At 45.8% G+C, this 17868-nt stretch carries 21 protein-coding genes; 18 read left to right on the top strand and 3 right to left on the bottom strand.

Annotated elements, in window-relative coordinates; translation table 11 throughout:
* Window positions 1-18 precede the first annotated feature (18 nt).
* The 9 genes from LAT75_RS02980 (at window position 19) to nadD (ending at window position 6994) form a co-directional block, all read left to right on the top strand.
* Window positions 19-1281 (top strand): cysteine desulfurase, encoded by a 1263-nt coding sequence (locus LAT75_RS02980; RefSeq protein WP_291481138.1) that lies wholly within the window; start codon window positions 19-21, stop codon window positions 1279-1281.
* Window positions 1268-1726: a Fe-S cluster assembly sulfur transfer protein SufU gene (sufU, locus tag LAT75_RS02975; RefSeq protein WP_291481137.1), complete on the top strand. Its 459-nt coding sequence runs from the start codon at window positions 1268-1270 to the stop codon at window positions 1724-1726. The genes LAT75_RS02980 and sufU overlap by 14 nt, the downstream gene beginning before the upstream one ends.
* 34 nt (window positions 1727-1760) lie before the next feature.
* Complete coding sequence (locus tag LAT75_RS02970) at window positions 1761-2309, top strand: NifU family protein (RefSeq protein ID WP_291481136.1); 549 nt, start codon at window positions 1761-1763, stop codon at window positions 2307-2309.
* Window positions 2310-2358: 49 nt separating this feature from the next.
* On the top strand, window positions 2359-2697 hold the full coding sequence (locus LAT75_RS02965; RefSeq protein ID WP_291481135.1) for an iron-sulfur cluster assembly accessory protein: 339 nt from the start codon (window positions 2359-2361) through the stop codon (window positions 2695-2697).
* A gap of 12 nt (window positions 2698-2709) precedes the next feature.
* Window positions 2710-3237: a DUF2480 family protein gene (locus LAT75_RS02960; RefSeq protein ID WP_291481134.1), complete on the top strand. Its 528-nt coding sequence runs from the start codon at window positions 2710-2712 to the stop codon at window positions 3235-3237.
* A 92-nt stretch (window positions 3238-3329) separates the two neighbouring features.
* Window positions 3330-4337: a type 2 isopentenyl-diphosphate Delta-isomerase gene (gene fni, locus LAT75_RS02955; protein WP_291481133.1), complete on the top strand. Its 1008-nt coding sequence runs from the start codon at window positions 3330-3332 to the stop codon at window positions 4335-4337.
* A 98-nt stretch (window positions 4338-4435) separates the two neighbouring features.
* On the top strand, window positions 4436-5422 hold the full coding sequence (locus tag LAT75_RS02950; RefSeq protein WP_291481132.1) for a polyprenyl synthetase family protein: 987 nt from the start codon (window positions 4436-4438) through the stop codon (window positions 5420-5422).
* A gap of 47 nt (window positions 5423-5469) precedes the next feature.
* A complete protein-coding gene (bamD, locus tag LAT75_RS02945; RefSeq protein ID WP_291481131.1) occupies window positions 5470-6309 on the top strand; it encodes an outer membrane protein assembly factor BamD in 840 nt (279 codons plus the stop codon).
* Window positions 6310-6388: 79 nt separating this feature from the next.
* Window positions 6389-6994 (top strand): nicotinate (nicotinamide) nucleotide adenylyltransferase, encoded by a 606-nt coding sequence (nadD, locus tag LAT75_RS02940; RefSeq protein ID WP_291481130.1) that lies wholly within the window; start codon window positions 6389-6391, stop codon window positions 6992-6994.
* Here the strand turns inward: nadD and tadA are convergent.
* Window positions 6989-7483: a tRNA adenosine(34) deaminase TadA gene (gene tadA / locus LAT75_RS02935; RefSeq protein WP_291481129.1), complete on the bottom strand. Its 495-nt coding sequence runs from the start codon at window positions 7481-7483 to the stop codon at window positions 6989-6991. The two genes, nadD and tadA, sit on opposite strands and share 6 nt — an antisense overlap.
* 110 nt (window positions 7484-7593) lie before the next feature.
* On the opposite strand from tadA, the gene LAT75_RS02930 reads away from it, so the two are divergent.
* From LAT75_RS02930 to LAT75_RS02900, 7 genes are all read left to right on the top strand, one after another.
* Complete coding sequence (locus tag LAT75_RS02930) at window positions 7594-8136, top strand: adenine phosphoribosyltransferase (protein WP_291481128.1); 543 nt, start codon at window positions 7594-7596, stop codon at window positions 8134-8136.
* 98 nt (window positions 8137-8234) lie between these two features.
* The gene (locus LAT75_RS02925) at window positions 8235-8690 is read left to right on the top strand and encodes a hypothetical protein (RefSeq protein ID WP_291481127.1); all 456 of its coding nucleotides are present in this window, start codon (window positions 8235-8237) and stop codon (window positions 8688-8690) included.
* A gap of 68 nt (window positions 8691-8758) precedes the next feature.
* Window positions 8759-10009 (top strand): hypothetical protein, encoded by a 1251-nt coding sequence (locus LAT75_RS02920; RefSeq protein ID WP_291481126.1) that lies wholly within the window; start codon window positions 8759-8761, stop codon window positions 10007-10009.
* A 237-nt stretch (window positions 10010-10246) separates the two neighbouring features.
* Window positions 10247-10756 carry a hypothetical protein gene (locus tag LAT75_RS02915; protein WP_291481125.1) on the top strand — a complete coding sequence of 170 codons (510 nt, stop codon included), beginning with the start codon at window positions 10247-10249 and terminating at the stop codon, window positions 10754-10756.
* A 225-nt stretch (window positions 10757-10981) separates the two neighbouring features.
* The gene (locus LAT75_RS02910; RefSeq protein ID WP_291481124.1) at window positions 10982-11710 is read left to right on the top strand and encodes a hypothetical protein; all 729 of its coding nucleotides are present in this window, start codon (window positions 10982-10984) and stop codon (window positions 11708-11710) included.
* Between the two features lie 33 nt (window positions 11711-11743).
* Window positions 11744-12430 carry a response regulator transcription factor gene (locus LAT75_RS02905; protein WP_291481123.1) on the top strand — a complete coding sequence of 229 codons (687 nt, stop codon included), beginning with the start codon at window positions 11744-11746 and terminating at the stop codon, window positions 12428-12430.
* Between the two features lie 12 nt (window positions 12431-12442).
* Window positions 12443-13138, top strand: coding sequence for an RNA methyltransferase (locus LAT75_RS02900; protein ID WP_291481122.1), 696 nt, complete (start codon window positions 12443-12445; stop codon window positions 13136-13138).
* A 112-nt stretch (window positions 13139-13250) separates the two neighbouring features.
* Here the strand turns inward: LAT75_RS02900 and LAT75_RS02895 are convergent, their stop codons facing one another.
* Together LAT75_RS02895 and LAT75_RS02890 are read right to left on the bottom strand one after the other, a co-directional pair.
* Window positions 13251-14225, bottom strand: a complete 975-nt coding sequence (locus tag LAT75_RS02895; protein ID WP_291481121.1) for a M23 family metallopeptidase — start codon at window positions 14223-14225, stop codon at window positions 13251-13253.
* Between the two features lie 129 nt (window positions 14226-14354).
* Entirely contained in the window at window positions 14355-15737 is a 1383-nt protein-coding gene (locus LAT75_RS02890) for a TlpA disulfide reductase family protein (protein ID WP_291481120.1), read from the bottom strand.
* A 366-nt stretch (window positions 15738-16103) separates the two neighbouring features.
* Between LAT75_RS02890 and tsaB the strand changes: the two genes are divergently transcribed.
* On the top strand, window positions 16104-16784 hold the full coding sequence (tsaB, locus tag LAT75_RS02885) for a tRNA (adenosine(37)-N6)-threonylcarbamoyltransferase complex dimerization subunit type 1 TsaB (protein WP_291481119.1): 681 nt from the start codon (window positions 16104-16106) through the stop codon (window positions 16782-16784).
* A gap of 124 nt (window positions 16785-16908) precedes the next feature.
* The gene (accD, locus tag LAT75_RS02880) at window positions 16909-17772 is read left to right on the top strand and encodes an acetyl-CoA carboxylase, carboxyltransferase subunit beta (RefSeq protein WP_291481118.1); all 864 of its coding nucleotides are present in this window, start codon (window positions 16909-16911) and stop codon (window positions 17770-17772) included.
* Window positions 17773-17868: the final 96 nt, after the last annotated feature.

Raw genomic sequence — 17868 nt, 5'->3', positions numbered from 1 at the left:
CAGAAACAACATTCTTTCGTGAACGACTCCATCACAAAAAGCAAGGTAACTCCCGCCCGGATTCTCGAAATCCGGCGGGATTTCCCTGTTCTTGAACGAACCATTCAGGATAAACCTCTGGCTTACCTCGATAACGCCGCTTCAACACAAATGCCGCGGCAGGTAATCGAAACGGTTTCGACTTATCACAGCTTCCACCATTCAAACGTGCACCGCGGTGTGCATCAGCTGAGTCAGGAAGCTACCGATTTGTATGAGGGAGCAAGAGAAAAACTCCGGTGTTTTGTTGGAGCTTCCTCACTGAAAGAAATCATTTTTACCAGCGGCACTACAGATGCAATTAATCTGATTGCCCACAGCTGGGGCGGTATGAATGTCGCTAAAGACGACGTCATCCTGATCTCAAACATGGAACATCACGCGAACATTGTTCCCTGGTATATGCTTGCAAAGAGAACCGGCGCACAGATTCAGGTTATTCCGATTCTGGATGACGGTTCGCTGGATATGAATCGTTTTTCTGAATTGATTCAGCAGCCTAATGTTAAAGCTGTTTGCGTGAACCATGTTTCGAATGCACTTGGCTCGGTTAACCCGGTTGAGGAAGTCTGCCGTATGAGCCGGGAAAAGGGTATTCGTACCGTAATTGACGGTGCTCAGGCTATAGGTCATTTTCCGGTTGACGTTCGCAGTATCGGCGCTGATTTCTACGCATTTTCCGGACACAAAATGCACGGCCCTACGGGCATTGGTGTGTTGTACGGCCGGCAGGAGCTGCTCGAAGAAATGGGCCCGTACAAGGGCGGCGGTGATATGATTCTGAGCGTATCTTTCGATAACATTTCCTGGAATGAGCTGCCCTATAAATTTGAGGCAGGCACACCGCCCATCTCACAGGCAGTTGGTCTTGGCGCAGCGGTTGATTATCTGAATGGTCTCGACCGGCAGCTGCTCTCCTCCTATGAAGATGAGCTGCTCGCATACACAACAAGGCGGCTGATGGAAATACCGGGTATGCAGCTCGTTGGAACAGCAGCAAAAAAAGTGTCACTCAATTCGTTTGTGATTAAGGGCGTGCATCCGCACGACATTGGCACTATTCTCGACGGGGAAGGCGTAGCGGTGCGTACCGGACAGCATTGTGCTGAGCCTGTAATGGACCGGTTCTGCATTCCCGCCACAACCCGTGCATCTATGGCCTTCTACAACACATTTGAAGAAATTGATCAGCTAACAGACGCCCTTTTAAAAGTAACGGAGTTATTTGATGTTACTGACTAACCGGTCAAAAAATCTGTATCAGGAAGTAATCCTGGATCATAACAAAAGCCCGCGGAATTACCGTGCAATTGATTTTCCGACCCATTTTGCCAAGGGCCATAACCCCCTTTGCGGCGACAAGCTGGACGTTTACCTGATTGTTGACGGTGAGGATGTAGTGCAGGATGTGAGTTTTGTCGGAGACGGCTGTGCTATTTCAAAAGCATCTGCCTCTATTATGACAACTATTGTGAAAGGTAAATCTGTGGATGAAGCCAAAGAACTGTTCACTGGGTTTCATGAGATGGCAACCGGAAAAATTGAACCTAGTGAAGATCCGAAACTGCGCCGGCTTCAGGTTTTTGCCGGCGTGAAAGACCTTCCCGCCCGTGTAAAGTGCGCAACCCTCGCATGGCACACGCTTGATGCCGCTCTGCGTAACAAACAAGAGATTTCAACTGAATAAATATTTTATCCGAAAACCTTTTTGGAGGTTCATTATGCCTAAAATTGCTGAAATTGAACGTACACCAAACCCAAATGCGATCCGGTTTGTATTGAAAGATCCCATCTCGCAAGGCGTTACAAGATCTTATGAGTCAGCTGAACTCGCCGGGAAAGACCCGCTTGCAAGTGAGCTCTTCAAAATAGAAAACGTCATAAATGTCTATTATGTAGATAAATACGTGACCGTTACTCAGGATGGCAAGGCCGACTGGAACGACCTGCTGCGCAAGCTTGCACCACCTATCCGTGAAGCTGAAGCCATTGGTGAGCTTGAAAGCGACGATGAAGAAGTGCACGTAAGCAAGGAAGCCATGAACGACCCGCGACTTGCCGAAATCAATCAGATGCTCGATGATCAGGTGCGGCCGTATCTGCTCGCAGACGGGGGCGGACTGAAAGTTCTTGGCCTTGAAGGTAACATTCTCAAGGTTCATTATCAGGGCGCCTGCGGAACCTGTCCTACCGCTACTACCGGAACCTTGTATGCGATTGAGAGTATGGTTCGTCGTATCCATCCTGAAATTGAAGTGAAAACGATCTGACACATTACTTCAGCTTAAGGCAGTATTATTTCATAAAACGAGAAAAATAATGGCGATAACCATCACTGAAAGAGCCGCACAACGCATTCTTGAAATCAAAGAGCAGGAAAAGCGCCCGGCAACTTCTGTTCTTAGAATCGGGGTTGCAGGTGGCGGATGTTCCGGGCTGAGCTATAAGATTGATTTTGACGATAACGGAGCTGCGGAAGGGTCAAAAGATCAGGTGTTTCAGAGCAAGGGCATTCCCATTGTGGTTGATATGCGCAGCTTCCTTTATCTGGCAGGTACCGAACTCGATTATACCGACGGCCTGAAAGGTCAGGGTTTCCATTTTGTAAACCCCAATGCCAGCCGAACCTGCTCCTGCGGTGAATCTTTCGCGGTTTAGAAAATTCTTTTTATGATGATTGAAAATAAGGTAGCAAAATCAGGCCTCATAACGCTCGACCTGGAAATGTTCAGGGAAAAGAGAGCTGTTCACAGCTTCGACCTAAAAGAATTTCTCTATATGGAGCTGATTCTCAGGGAGAAGGATTTTCGGGATGCGCTGCAAAACCTCGACTGGAGCCGTTTTTCCGGCAGTATCCTGGCGGTGCATTGCTCAACTGATGCCATAATTGCACACTGGGCTTACATGCTGGTTTGCAGCCACGCTGCTGAAGTAGGCGCAATTGTTGCCTATGGCAGCCCTGAGCAGGTAAAACTGGCTTCCATGCAGCAAAATGTGAGAATACACAACTGGCAGCAGTACGCGGGTAAAAAAGTGCTTCTTAAAGGCTGCAGCCACGAAGCACTGGATCCTTCGGTTTATACCCTTGCGACACAATGCCTGCTTCCTTTTGCTGATCGCCTGATGTACGGTGAAGCCTGCTCATTTGTGCCCGTTTACAGGAAACCAAAGGTTAAGCAGGCAGCTGAAGCGGAGTGAGCGTTTATCAGCGCTTCCCGGCCTGTTAAAGATTTAGGGCAAAGCTATTCTGCTTTGCCTTTTTTTATTCATTCAGTGATTAGAATTCTCCGATGTCGATACAAAACCGGAAAAAAGACCACGTGTCGCTTTGTGTAACCGGCGATGTAAACTATGCAAAGACAAACGGGTTCGGGCAGTATGACTTCATACACAATGCACTCCCTGAGCTCGCTCTTAATCAAATCGATGTTTCGGCTGAACTGTTTGGCCGGTCTTTTGCCTTCCCGTTGTTTATTTCATCCATGACCGGCGGTTACAGCGGTGCGGTTTCTGTAAATGAGATTATTGCTGAATTTTGTGAAGCACATCAGCTTCCCTTCGGGGTCGGGAGTCAGCGTGCGATGCTGGAACGGCCAGATGAACGGGCATCTTTCAGCATCGCCCGAAAAAAAGCGCCTACAGCTTTCATTGCGGCAAATATTGGCGGATGTCAGCTTCCGCAGCTTAGCCGCACAGATATCGACCTCATGTTGGATGTGATTGAGGCCGATGCCCTCATCATTCATCTTAACCCTCTGCAGGAACTGATGCAGCCGGAAGGTGACAGGGATTTTCGGGGAATTTTGGGAAGCATTGGCGAACTTTGTGCAAATCTGACTGTGCCTGTAATTGTGAAGGAAACAGGTGCAGGCATTTCCGCAACGGTTGCAGCAAAACTGCATCAGGCCGGCGTTCGTGTGATTGATATTGCAGGTGCCGGCGGCACAAGCTGGAGTAAAGTAGAAAACGCCCGCTCAGAAAAGCCGAACTCCCTTTTTGATGACTGGGGGATCCCAACGGCCGACGCCCTGCAAATGATACAGGCTTCCAAACCGGAAGGTCTCGAACTGATTGCGTCAGGCGGTATCAAAAACAGCCTCGACATGGCAAAAGCCATTTGCCTGGGCGCCGATTTTACAGCTGCCGCACAGCCGGTAATTCGCGCCGTTATTGAAGAAGGCCGTGATGGTCTGCAACGGTGGTTTCGCGAATGGGAGCGGGATTTCAGGTTTGTGCTCTGTCTGCTGGGGGTACAGAATATCCGGCAGCTTTCACAACAGTACCTGCGGAAAAAATGAAAGTTTGTTTATGCCGATTCAACTTAAGTTCGATTAACGCTTACCAAAGCCTTACCTTAAGAATAATTATTAACTGAACCACACCGAAATCTTTTCAAGTGAACCACGAATTATCTCCGGCTGAACTGATAAAAAGGGCTTTAAACCGGCTTGAAATTCCGGAACGTCCAAAAAGCCTGTATGATCCTGTTAAATATACGCTTGCGCTTGGTGGTAAACGGATCAGACCGCAGCTTGTGTTGCTGGGTTGCGGCATGTGTGGCGGAAACCCAGAAGATGCCGTGAAGGCAGCACTCGCCGTCGAGCTGCTTCACAATTTCACCCTCATTCATGATGATATCATGGATCAGGCAAATTCACGCCGGGGTAAGCCGGCTGTACACGTACGCTGGGATACAAGCACGGCTATTTTAAGCGGAGATGTTATGTTTAATCTTGCGTACCAGCAGCTCGAACACTACATCCCGGAAAACGGCTTCCCACCTGAGCTTTTCGCGCAGCTACACCGGGAATTTTCTGAAGCAACCCGGATCGTGTGCGAAGGTCAGGCCCTCGATATGGAATTTGAAACCGCGATAGAGGTTGAGCTGGATGCTTATATCCACATGATTACCTGCAAAACAGCGGCACTGTTGGACGCTTCACTAAAAATGGGTGCCCTCATTGCAGGAGCGGATTCAAAAACGGTTGAAACAATCGGTCGCCTCGGCCTTGAAGCAGGTATTGCCTTTCAGATTCAGGATGATCTGCTTGATGCTGTAGCTGATCCGGATAAATTCGGTAAGCGGGTAGGGGGTGATATTTATGAAGGCAAGAAAACATGGCTCAGCTTAGAGGCCTTAAAGCGGACAAGCGGTGATGAACGGAACAAAATTTCAGCCATCCTTCAGAACGCATTATGTACCGAAACAGATGTTCAGTACGTTATCGATGCTTATCAAAAACATGGTATTATTCGGGATTCTGAAGAAGCCATAAAAAATCATTATATTTCGTGCCTTTCAGCACTTGGTCAGTTTAAGGAGTCTCCTTATAAGGAGGCTGTTCTGAATCTGATCGAAACACTGAGCAAGCGCGATAATTAAGAAAGTAAGTCCGGGATTCATTTTTTTTCACAAACAAACTGTAAGCTTTGAAGTTATCCTCTTTACCTGTTTTTTTTCTGCTCATTTTAAGCAGTCTCATTTTATTCAGCTGTGCCAACCAAAATCAGATTCGTCCGGGAGATTCGCTCGAAGTTGCTTTTGACAAAGCAATGGCCTTCTACGACCGCGGTCGTTTTGGGGATGCTGCACAGGCCTTTGAAACGGTCATAACTGTTGGCCGTGGTACAGAAATTGGCCAGGAAGCGCAGTTTTTCCTTGCTGAGAGCTATTACAAAAACCGTCAGTACCTGCTTGCAGCTTCTGAATATCAACGCTATCACGTGTTTTTTAACCGCTCTGACCGCTCGCCCGATGCTCAGTTTATGGAAGCTTATTGCTACTATTTGCTGAGTCCGCGCTATGAACTCGATCAGACCGACACCTTTCGCTCAATCGAGCTCTTTCAGCTTTTTATAAGCCGCAACCGTTCGTCTGCACGCGTGGAAGAAGCCGTTACGTACATTGATGAAATGAGAGAAAAACTTGCAAGGAAAAACTTCTCAGCAGCCGAACAGTACATGCGGCTCGGCCGCCGGACAGCTGTGAATTTTCGTGCTGCAGCAATTTATTTTGGCCTTACCATTGATATGTATCCCGAAACAAGCTTTGCCGAAAAAGCACAGGCCAATCAGATTCGTGCCTGGGTTTACTTTGCTGATAACAGTACTGTCAGCCGGCAGGAAGAGCGTTACAACAAGGCAATTGAAGCTTACGAAACCTATGTTCAGCTTTTTCCGCGGGGTGCAAACCGGTCTGTTGCAGAAAACTACTTTGACCGCGCAGTCGCAGGTCGTGATAGTGCAATCCGGCAGCTTGCAGGAAACTAAGGTAATCTGATTATAAAAAGCCGGATGTCTGAATCTTCAGATATCCGGCTTTTTCATTTAATGAAACCCTCTTCTTTACATGAAACCCAAAGCTATCGGTCTTTATGGCGGCACATTTGATCCGGTTCATTCCGGTCATCTTGCAGTGATTAAATCCTTTTTGAACAGTTCCGATTTCGCTGAACTTTGGGTTTTACCCTCACCGCTTTCACCCTTTAAACAGGGGGAAGCCGGTACACCCTACTGGCATCGTGCTGAAATGACACGGATTGCGATTAGAGGAATTCCAAAAGTTAAGGTTTGCACCATAGAAGAAACACTGCCCAAACCGAGCTACACCATTCACACCCTTGAAGCCTTATGTAAGCAGCACCCCGGGTATGCTTTTACAGTATGCATCGGAGCAGATAACCTCAGCGCTTTCTCCCGGTGGCATCGGTACCGGGATATTCTTGAAATGGCTGATTTACTCGTGGCCGCGCGCCCGGAATTCAGTACGGAAGCCGTAGCGCCAGTGGTAATGCGGAAAGTCCGGTTTGCGGAACACGAACCCCTGAGCTGCTCCTCAACCAAGCTCAGAGAACGGCTTACGCAGGGTGAGATACCAGCTGAAATTCCGGCAGATGTGTATTCTTACATCAGAGAACATAACCTCTATAGCCTCAACAATACATCGAAATCATAAACGCTGCCGCTTGTTTCTGAAAAACCGCTGCAGTAACTCCCTGCATTCCTCTTCCAGAATGCTGTGAATGATCTCAACCTGATGATTGAGTTTCTGATTAGCTGCTACATTCAGAAGTGTGCCACAAGCCCCGGTTTTTGCGTCGAGTGTACCGATGCAGATGCGTTCAAGGCGGGCAAGAACAGCTGCACCCGCGCACATGGGGCAGGGTTCGAGGGTTACATAAAGGGTGCATTCCTGCAGAAACTTATCATCAAGGGTGCTGCATGCCGCAGTTATGGCCTGCATTTCGGCGTGAGCAGTAGGGTCTTTAAGTGTTTCTACGAGATTGTGGCCCCGCCCAACAACTTTATTCTGGTGCACAACTACTGCACCGACAGGGATTTCATCTTTCTGACGGGCAAGTAATGCTTCTTCAAGCGCAAGCCGCATAAAGCGCTGGTGCGTATGCCAACCGCTGTATGCTGCAAAAGGGATATCAGGGTTCAATTTTTTAAGTGATAATTAATTCAGTATTTTGTGTTACTCAGAAAACAACCAAATTAGTAAAATAAGCACATAAAATTCATCATCAACCTATCTATACATCGGTTTTAACTATGAGTGCTGCTACGAGTGACGAGCTTGAACTCCTAATGCTACACATACGCGATATAAAAGATTACCCTAAGCAGGGCATCGTTTTTAAGGATATCACGCCTCTGCTGCAAAATGCAGACGCTCTTAAGCTTGCTGCTGATGTACTTACGAGGCCTTACAACGGTCAAAATATTGATGTTGTAGTTGGTCTTGAATCAAGGGGGTTTTTATTCGGGCCAAGTATTGCGCAAAATCTAAATGCGGGTTTTGTACCGGTGAGAAAACCAAATAAGTTACCCTACAAAAAAATTGCTGCAAGTTATGAACTCGAGTACGGTAAAGATACGGTAGAAATGCACAACGATGCCATCAAAGCCGGCGACAGGGTACTTATTCACGACGATCTGATCGCAACAGGCGGAACGGCAGCTGCGGCTACCCGACTGGTTACGCAGCTGGGGGGCATTGTAATCGGATATTCTTTTTTGATTGATCTTACTTTTTTGAACGGCCGTCAGAAACTCATAAATGATACGTTGTACAATGCAGTAATTTCCGTCTGAGCCGGGAATTGCCTTTCAGGATGAATGCCTGTGAACAATCAGTATGTACAATTGCTTGTAATTATTAATCAAATACACCCTAAATAAACAGGAAAAGTATGATGACCAAGAACCTAATAAATTTCTCGCTGCTGTTGTTGTTGCTGATTTCAGTTTCAGCATGTGGCAGCAAGCTTGTAATCCAGAATGTGGATTTCGCTAACCCGATTGAAATGGTTATGCCGGCAGATGCTCAGGCTAATGTAAGCGACACCCGTACCGGTTTAAGTTTTAATCTTAATGCCATTCTCGAAAAAGAGGGAATAACTCCGGCTGATTTTGAAAGTACAGCTGTACGAATGATCAGAAACACAGACGGATTGTTTTTCCTGACGGCTCCCGGATTTCGCCACGTATTTATTCTCGAAAGCGGGCAGCGCGAGCTTAAGGAATCGCAGGTAGTTAGCATACCGGGCGAAAGACTCCAAAATCCGGCTTTTAATCAGCGGTCACCGCTCATTCAGCTTGTTGACGGCGACAGAAGCTTCAACCTGAGCAGCAGTGGACTGAATTAACAATAATTGTGGTGTGCAGCCATTTCGCATTTCAAAAAACCGGAAACTAATTTTATAGAGTAATTATCATGAATGAATATTATAGAAGCTTTGTGATGGCTGTTATGCTGTTATTCTTTTCAGGCCTGAGCCTGACTGTAACAGCCCAGCAGTCAGATTTTGAACGGGTTCGTTCTTATCAGAACGAGTATAACGTCATTCTCGGACAGGTTAAAGCCATTGAAAGCATAAACGATGCCGAGGAAATAATCCTGCGCATTAATCAGCTTGAGCGTGAATTTGAAGAGTATGCAGGTCTGATTAACCGGTTTATTTTTCCGGATGAGTTTACGGTTCAGCTTACCAATTTGCGTGAAATTTCACGTGCAGCCCGTGAATACCTGATCCGAATTGGCGAACAGGATCAGACCATACAGGAGCTTACCGACCAAATCTCTGAGCTTACTTCTGAGCTTGAACGCTTCAGCGATGAAACCGAATCGCTTCGTTCACAGCTTCAGAACATGACACGCGACCGGAATGCAAACAGGGCTATGGCTCAAAACCTGCGCCGGGAACTTGATTCACGGGATGATTTTATTCTGAACCTGGTTGATTCTCTTTTTGTTGCCTACGACAATATGGATATTGGGAGTCTGAGTGCTGCTGAGCGTCAGGAAATGACGCTGCGCGCCGATCGTGAAAACGTAGTTGGCCACATTAAAGCCATCGTTGAAAGCAATATCAGCTTTGTTGACACCCACAGCGACCTCTCAAGTGAAGATTTTTTGCGGCTGAGAACGGTTCAGCAGCGTTTTGCCGATTCATGGAATAACCTCGGTACGAGACTTGCCGGAATGTATGAATCTTCTGCTACGCAGCAGCAACAGTTAAGTGATGTTAACGATCTGATGACGACCTGGAACAACCGCATTGAGCAAAGCGTATGGCGTTCACTGGAAACGACATTCGCTAATGCGGGTATAAACCTTTCATCATTTAACAGTTCGTCTTCTTTTTATGCTGCTTTAAACACCTATATAGACGGCGCCCTTCAGCGAACTGCCGTTGATGGTGGCAGTGATGAAGAACTTGCCCGTTACAATACATTTGCCGGTGTTTGGTTCAACGATGTGAAGCAGAGATGGAACCCATTCCTGACGGAAGGCCGCATTCTTACTTTTGAGAATATTGCCACTATTGACCGGAAGCTCAGCGACTGGAATGTGAGTGCACAACCTCCGGGACCGAACTACCTTCTTTTTGTGATTTTGCTCGGTCTTGTAGTGCTTGCTTTACTTGTAGTAGTACTTACACGGGCTTCCAGGACAGAAAAATAAGTAATAGTTTAAAGTTCATCTGCATGTGAACATTCAGTCATCTAAAAAAGCCGCAATCAGTTCAATAGTGCTGTTGCGGCTTTTTTCGTTTTGAAAAGCTATGCTTACTTTACGAAATTAAAGCTGCTGAATCGGTGTTTCGCAATAGCGCAACCCAAACGGATAAACGCCAGAAAACCATTACTATTAGTTTGGAAATTCTGAATTAACTGCAAAACACAATAAACTCACTACACTATGCTAACTACACCAAACCTGACGCTAATCGATACGTTACGTGAAACTGCAAAGCGTCTTGAAGCCGGAGCAGATTATAACTGGTGCCACATGGGGCGCTGTAATTGCGGCCATTTGGCACAGACCATTACCCGGCTTTCACCAGCTGAAATCCATGAAATGGCACTGCTCAAAGCGGGTGACTGGAGCACACAATCTGTTGAACATTGTACATCAACGGGATATACTATCGATCATATAATTGAAACAATGCTTGAGCTTGGGTTAACCCGGCAGGATATTGTGCATATCGAGCGTCTGTCGGATCAGCGTGTGCTTGTTCGGATTCCTCTGGAACGCAGGAAAGTTATGAATCATAAAAACCGTGAAGATGTCGTTCTGTATATGCGCAGCTTCGCGGATATGCTTGAAGATGAGCTTTTAAGCACGGTGCCGAATGCAGAAACACTCCTTGGTAATATTGAATACCGGAAACATGAAGAAAAAGCCGGTCCCGTTCTGGCTTTATGAGATTCTGATTTAAAATAAACTATTGATATTACAGAGAATAAGCCTGGATTAAAATGCCGGGCTTTCTTTTTAGGTTCAATTAAGCGTGCTTTTTAAGTTCAATCAGCATCATACAAGGCATTTATTCGCTTTAAGCAGTATATTATACCTTATAAGTATGATGAAGGAAAAGCAGAAGTGTTTTAATTCAAAAGCCACTAAAAGCCTGAAAAATTTAATTTTTGTATGGAAGTTCTTAGCTCCGGGAAAACCTCGTTTAAGGTTGAAGTGCCTTATAAACTGTTTCATACAGGAGAAAACCGCCCAAAGCCACTAATTGTGTATCTGCATGGTTCAGGGCAAAATATTGAGTCTTTTGAGAAAAAAATGAAAGCCCTGCAGGCTGTAGAAGCCTATCATTTGTTTATTCAGGGTCCGTATCCGGATTTTCGGAAAATACAGCATCGCGGAAAGTGGGGATTTGGCTGGTATCTGTATAACGGAAAACAGGGTTCGTTTATAAAATCCCTTGAGTACACTTCAGAATTTATTCAGTCGATAATTGATACTGTTACGCTTCGGCTGCATGTGAACAGACTTTGCATCATCGGGTACTCAATGGGTGCTTATCAGGCGGGATACTTTGCCTTAAGCAGGTGGAAGCATACCAACGATCTGATCATGATAGGCGGCCGCGTGAAGGCAGAATCCTTTTCCGAGAAAAGACTGCGGAAATGTATGCATATGAACGTTATTGCGCTTCACGGGAAAGATGATAAAACCGTACCGGTTGATTCACAGCGTGAATCCTTGAAAATTTTAGAAGAGCAGGGGGTACCTACCCGGTTCCTTGAACTGGAAGGTGATCATAAGATGAATGATGACATAAACGATGTCATTATCAGCATTCTTTCCGAAATAGGATATGATATTATTTCTGAGTTCAAAGCTGATGACCCGGCTTCTGTGCAGTGAGTACAAACCTTAACCATTTGGAATTAAACAAAAATGAAAATCTTAGTCGTTGAAGATGACAGAGATATCGCAAAGTTGGTTCGGCTTGTATTGCAAAAGCAAAATTTTGAGACTGATTTTGCTGAAACCGGAACACAGGGGCTTCAGCTCGCTCTGTCTAAAGAATATGATTGCATAATTCTTGATATAGGCCTGCCTGAAATTGATGGGCTTGAGGTATGTCGCAGTGTCAGAAACCACAGAAATAACACTCCAATTCTTATTTTATCAGCATTTGGGGAGCTTGACACAAAAGTTTCAGGCCTGAATTACGGTGCTGATGACTATATCGAAAAACCATTTCAGGTACAGGAGCTGCTTGCCAGAGTTAACGCTCTCATCCGCAGAAGCAAGCAGCAAAGCCCTGATCAAAGCTTCTCATGCGGTGATCTCAGGCTCGATCTTGTTGCCAGAACATTCAGGGTGAAGGGGCAGGATGTTAGCCTTACCAACAACGAATTCGATATCATGGCATTCTTGTTCAAAAACTGTAATCGAATCGTGAGCTTTGATGAGTTGTCTGATTATGTATGGCCTGATGGCGACCGAAAAGAAACCAATCATGTTAATGTATATATCAGCTATATACGAAAAAAAATAAGTGCCATTGATCAGACGCCCTACATTGTAACGGTCCGAAATCAAGGATTTAAGCTCATGGAACCCGACAGTTCCCAGTAAAACTTGCGGATAATGGCGGGTATTTCCAACTTGCAGAAGCAGTTAAGTGAGCATTTAGAGCAGTTTGTCACCCCCGAAAGGGCTAAACGAATGCATGAAGTTCTTGACAAACGAACACGCTTTCTTACCGTTATTCTTGAGGATATCTATCAGCCGCAGAACGCATCTGCAGTTTTGCGCAGCTGCGATTGTTTTGGCGTACAGGACGTCTTTTATATTGAAGACCGCTATCAGTTTCAGATCAGAGCGGGGGTAACACGTAAGGCACATCAGTGGCTTACGATCAGCAATTATAACAGCGAGAATGGAGGTACAGATGCCTGTCTTGCTGAAGTAAAGCGAAGAGGGTATAAAATTGCTGTAATGACTCCGGACGCTGATACCTTGCTGTCAGAGTTACCCCTTCGGGAGCCCGTTGCTTTTTTGTTCGGAACGGAAAAAGAAGGCGTTTCTGAAAAAGCATCGGCAATGGCCGACTACAAGCTCAAAATTCCAATGTTTGGGTTTTCTGAAAGCCTGAACGTATCTGTATCAGTAGCCTTAACGCTTTACCATACTACATTAAGGCTGCATTCAGAAAAAACAATGCAGCAATTTGGCCTGAGTCCGTGTGAGAAAGAAGAGTTGTGGAATAACTGGCTGAAATTGACGGTAAAAAATGCTGACGTAATTGAAAAAAAGTTTCTGGAGTCTCGACTGTCTAAGTGAAAAGGGGAAGAGGGAATGCCCTGTTTTGACGGAAAAATTAAAAAGGCGCTGTTTCTTTTAGAAACAGCGCCTTTTTAATTTTATCCTATCGATATAAATCGGTACAGAGACCTTATTCGAGTAAACCGCGTTGTTGTGCACGGTGTATTCGGGTAAACAGCTGATATTCCTGAGGTGTGAGATCAGCAAACAGGTAATTTAAAGGATCAACGGGGCGGCCGTTTTTATGGATTTCATAATGAAGATGAGGGCCTGAAACGACGCCTGATCTGCCTGTGTATCCGATTCTTTCACCGCGCTGAACGCGGCGGCCTACACGGATTCCGTCTGCAATGGCAGATAAATGTGCGTATCTCGTTAAATATCCGTGCCCGTGATCAATATCTATCGTAAGGCCGTAGCCACCTGCGCGGTTTGCAGCGTATCTTATTACACCATCACCCGGGGCATAAATCGGTGTGCCGATACTCGCTCTGAAATCCAGACCCTCGTGCATACGCCGAACGCCCAAAACAGGATGGGTCCGCATACCGTATCCGCTGAGTATGATGCTGTCAATCGGCCGCAAAATGGGAAGATGACGCATTTTTTGACTGTTCCGATTATAGAACTCACGAACTTCGTCGAAGCTGTACTGCTGAATTTGCAGACGCTGTTCAATATTTTCAAGTTCAGACGATGTTTGCCTGAGAAGGGCAGTTGTTGAGGGAGCAAGGCCTTCAAAAGAAACAAACAAATCAGCACCACCGGCCCCGGCTCTGCGTTGCTGCTCATCTATGGGTTCCATACCCAAAACGGTGCGATAAACTTCATTATCACGGCGTGAGATGTCGTGGAGGCTTTCAGAAAGCTGTGAAATAAGGTTCTGATGCTGAAGATGCTGATTCAGTAATACCCGATTTTCAGCTTTTAAGGCAAGCTCCGCAGGCGATCCGGAAAGATATACCAGTGAGGTTATAAAAAAACCCGCAACAACAATACCGATAAGCAGGCTTGTTGTTAAGGTGTGCAGGATTTTGTCTTTCTTTGAATACTCCACAACAACGAATTCACATTGTTGCGGGTCGTAATAATAAAGATTTTTCAAGGTGAATCAATCAGTTTATATACCCGCAGTCTAAAGCAGGTTTATGTCCACGGTTTTTTATTTAACCCCAAGCAATATAAGCCGGTACCTTTTAATTAACAAATGAAGGTACGGCATCTGAAAGTGTGATTATCGTTGCCCGGCATAGGTATGGTCAAGATCGGAATAGACCAACTCCTCAAGAATAGTAAACAAATCAACAGAAGGTCGGAAATCATTGTTGCGAAGGATCGTTCCGTCACGGCTGATGAGTACATAGAACGGGATTCCGCCTGCTCTGTAGCTGCGGAAAGTAGCCTGATTAAAACCGGTTCCGTCAAAGCTATGAATCCATGGCTTCTCAAAACGGTTAAGCATGTTTTGCCAGGCCTGAAAGTTTTCATCAAGCGATACGGAAACAATTTCAAAATCAGAGGCATCATAGGCCTCGTAAATTTCAGTCATGTATGGAATTTCCTGAATACACGGCTGACACCAGCTCGCCCAAAAGTCAAGCAGTACGTATCTGCCCTGCAGGTCTTCAAGTGTTACTGTTTTACCGTCTGCTGTTTGAAGCGTGAAGGGTATAGCGGGCATACCGGGCTGCGTTTTACTGATTTCATTTTTTAGTTCTGATAAAAACTCAAAATAAGCCGGTTCTTTTTTGAGTTCATATTCAAAGGTGCTGAGTAATGCTGCACCAGCTTCATAATCAAAATCACCCATCTCTTCAGCAATGAGGTACATGATTGCATGTCGCATTGCACGTTCGTCAGTTGTGTACTCCAGCAGCTGCCAGCGTGTGCGCCGCACTTCTTCAGCAACCGTCAGTACCTGATTTTGTGCGTTTTCCGAACGTGTTTCCGGATTATCTCTGAAATCAAAAGTCTGTATCCATTCATTCGCAAAATCACGGATGCCCGCTCTTTGGGCGAGCTGACTTTCATAGCTAAAAAAACGCTGTATTCTGGCTTCTCTGATTACCGAAAGCCGCGCGAGCTCAAGGTTTATGCCGGGTTCATTTTTGCGAAGCCTTATTTCCTGAAGCCTTCCTACAAGGTATTCACCTGTATATCTGTGAATCAGATAGCTAAAAGGTGTTTCACCAAGAAATTCTTTTGCACTTGAAATTTTATTCCGGTGCGTATTCAGGTACTCGTTAGGCTGATTTCGCAGGAACTTTTGCCGCTCCCGCACTTTATGCCTTGATAGTGCTTCCGTTTCCGACAAAAAAGTGAGCAGAGACTGATAATGCTGCCTCGCGTAGCCGCTTACGCGAATGCTTCCCGGAAAATGAGCATGGTTGAAGGTCAGCTGCGTATGTTCGCCCGGTGCAAGATATACCGGAAATGTACCGTTGTTATATATGAGAAGGAAGTTTGCGGGTTCACTCAGCTGAACTTCAAAACGGAAAGAACCATTTTCATGGACCGGAGTTTCAACAATTACAGGATCACTGAATTTATAATGAAGCCGCTCAATTTCAAGTGAAATAGTATCAGACCCCGGGTTGCTCACAGTTCCACTGAGCACAGCGGTATGCTCGTTTCCCGTACAGGAAAGTAAAAATACTGATAATAATAGCTTTATGGAAAATGCCGTGTGCATGGATAAGAGATGTTTGCGTTCAGCCTTAAATAACTCATTTTCAGATGATTATTCATCATGTATAAGGCCGAGTTAACTGCATTTAACGTCTGATTACACAAGCTGCAGGCGGATGTATTCTTTGAAGGCAGTGGTTCACAATAAAAGCTTTGTAATGATAAAAATAGCACAAAGGTGCTTGTTTTCATACATTTTAAGAGGTTCAGGGAACAGCGTTAAACAGACGTATTCCTATTTTTGAGGTTCCGGATTACGACACAGGATTGTATTTTAAGCTAAAAATTTAAATTCATGCACGCTGTTTTAGCTTTAGAAACCTCCACGCCGGTTTGCTCTGTTGCCCTGAAGACGGGCGACAAAATAACCAGCCGCTCTGCAGTTGGCACAGGCATTCATTCCGAACACACTTTTTTGTTTGTACAGGAACTGCTTGAGCATGCCGGACTGCAAGTTCATCAGCTTGATGCAATTGTTGTTTCGGGCGGGCCTGGCTCTTATACCGGGCTCCGAATTGCTTCAAGTGCAGTTAAGGGGATGCTTTTTTCAGGAAATACGCCGCTTTTCGCAGCTGATACACTGGCATCAATTGCAGTGAGCCGGCTGATGAGCCTCAAAGACGGAAGAAGCAAGCGGCTGCACGCAGTTCTTAATGCAAGGAGAACGCACTTATACCATCAGACCTTCCTGCTAAATCCTCAGACCGGGCTGCAGCCGATATGCAATGCATCGGTGCGCGGGCTTGCTTCTATTGAAGGTATGTTTGAGCAAGGAGATATCGTAGCAGGTACCGGCATCGGGCGCCTTTCAGCTGACGCACTTGCCGGGTATAAAATTATACAGCTTGAGAATGAGGATGCGCTCCGGGCTGAGAGTTTAATCGAAATGGTGCTCAATCCTGTATATTCAGCCTGGGTTAAAACCGAAGACCCGCAGTTTTTTGAACCTCTTTACGGCCTGGAAGAGGAAGCCTGATCTGCAGTTGCTTAAATTGTGGAAACCTGATTTCTTCTTTGTATTTTGGCAGGCTGATATTTATTCTGAATTCCGTGCCATTCCAAATATTTATTTTTATAACAGATCATTAAACTGAATACCTATGAGTTGGTTTAAGCGTAAGGGATCCAATATTGTAACTGAAACTCCCAAGGATATGCCCGAAGGAGTTTGGGTTAAAGTGCCCGTTACCGGTGAAACGGTTCACCGAAGGGAGCTTGAGGAAAATGCCTGGGTATGCCCCGTAAGCGGTTATCATTTTTCGATGGATAGCAAAGGTTATTTCGACCTGCTTTTCGACAGTCAGGAGTACACAGAGTTGTTCCCGGGTATTGTTTCGGCTGATCCTTTGTCTTTTACCGACCGGAAACCGTACGCAGACCGCCTCAAAGAAATGCAGAAAAAAACAGGCCTTGAAGACGCTGCCAGGGTAGCTGTCGGAAAGTCGCGCCGTAACGATATGGTTGTTGCCTGTATGGATTTCCGCTTTATAGGTGGAAGTATGGGTTCGGTAGTAGGCGAAAAAATTGCCCGCGCCATTGATTATGCCCGCGAACACAAAATTCCGCTGCTTATTATTTCGCAGTCAGGCGGGGCACGTATGATGGAGGGCGTTCTCTCTCTGATGCAGCTTGCTAAAACCTCTGCTAAACTCGCTCAACTTTCAGAAGCCGGTGTTCCGTTTATCAGCCTGATGACCAACCCTACGACCGGCGGCGTAACCGCAAGCTATGCTATGCTTGGAGATTTTAACCTTGGTGAGCCCGGAGCCCTCATTGGGTTTGCCGGCCCGAGGGTAATTCGCCAAACCATTGGCCGCGACCTTCCAGAAGGCTTTCAGACTGCTGAATATCTGCTCGAGCACGGCTTTCTGGATTTTATTGTACCCCGCACTCAGCTCAAAAGCAGGCTTGCCAAACTGCTGAATGTACTAAATAAGAAATACGAGCAGCCATTGCAGGATTAATTACTCGTTTTTTGGTTTTTATCAGCCAATGTACCTGCTGCATTGGCTTTTCTTTTTCAAATAACCGGCGGCACGCTTTTTCTTATTAAGTGTACG

It is taken from the genome of Cyclonatronum sp. (assembly GCF_022565315.1).
GTDB lineage: Bacteria > Bacteroidota > Rhodothermia > Balneolales > Cyclonatronaceae > Cyclonatronum.
The sequence above is the reverse complement of the archived record's forward strand: the minus strand, read 5'-3'. Positions and strand labels throughout refer to the sequence as shown.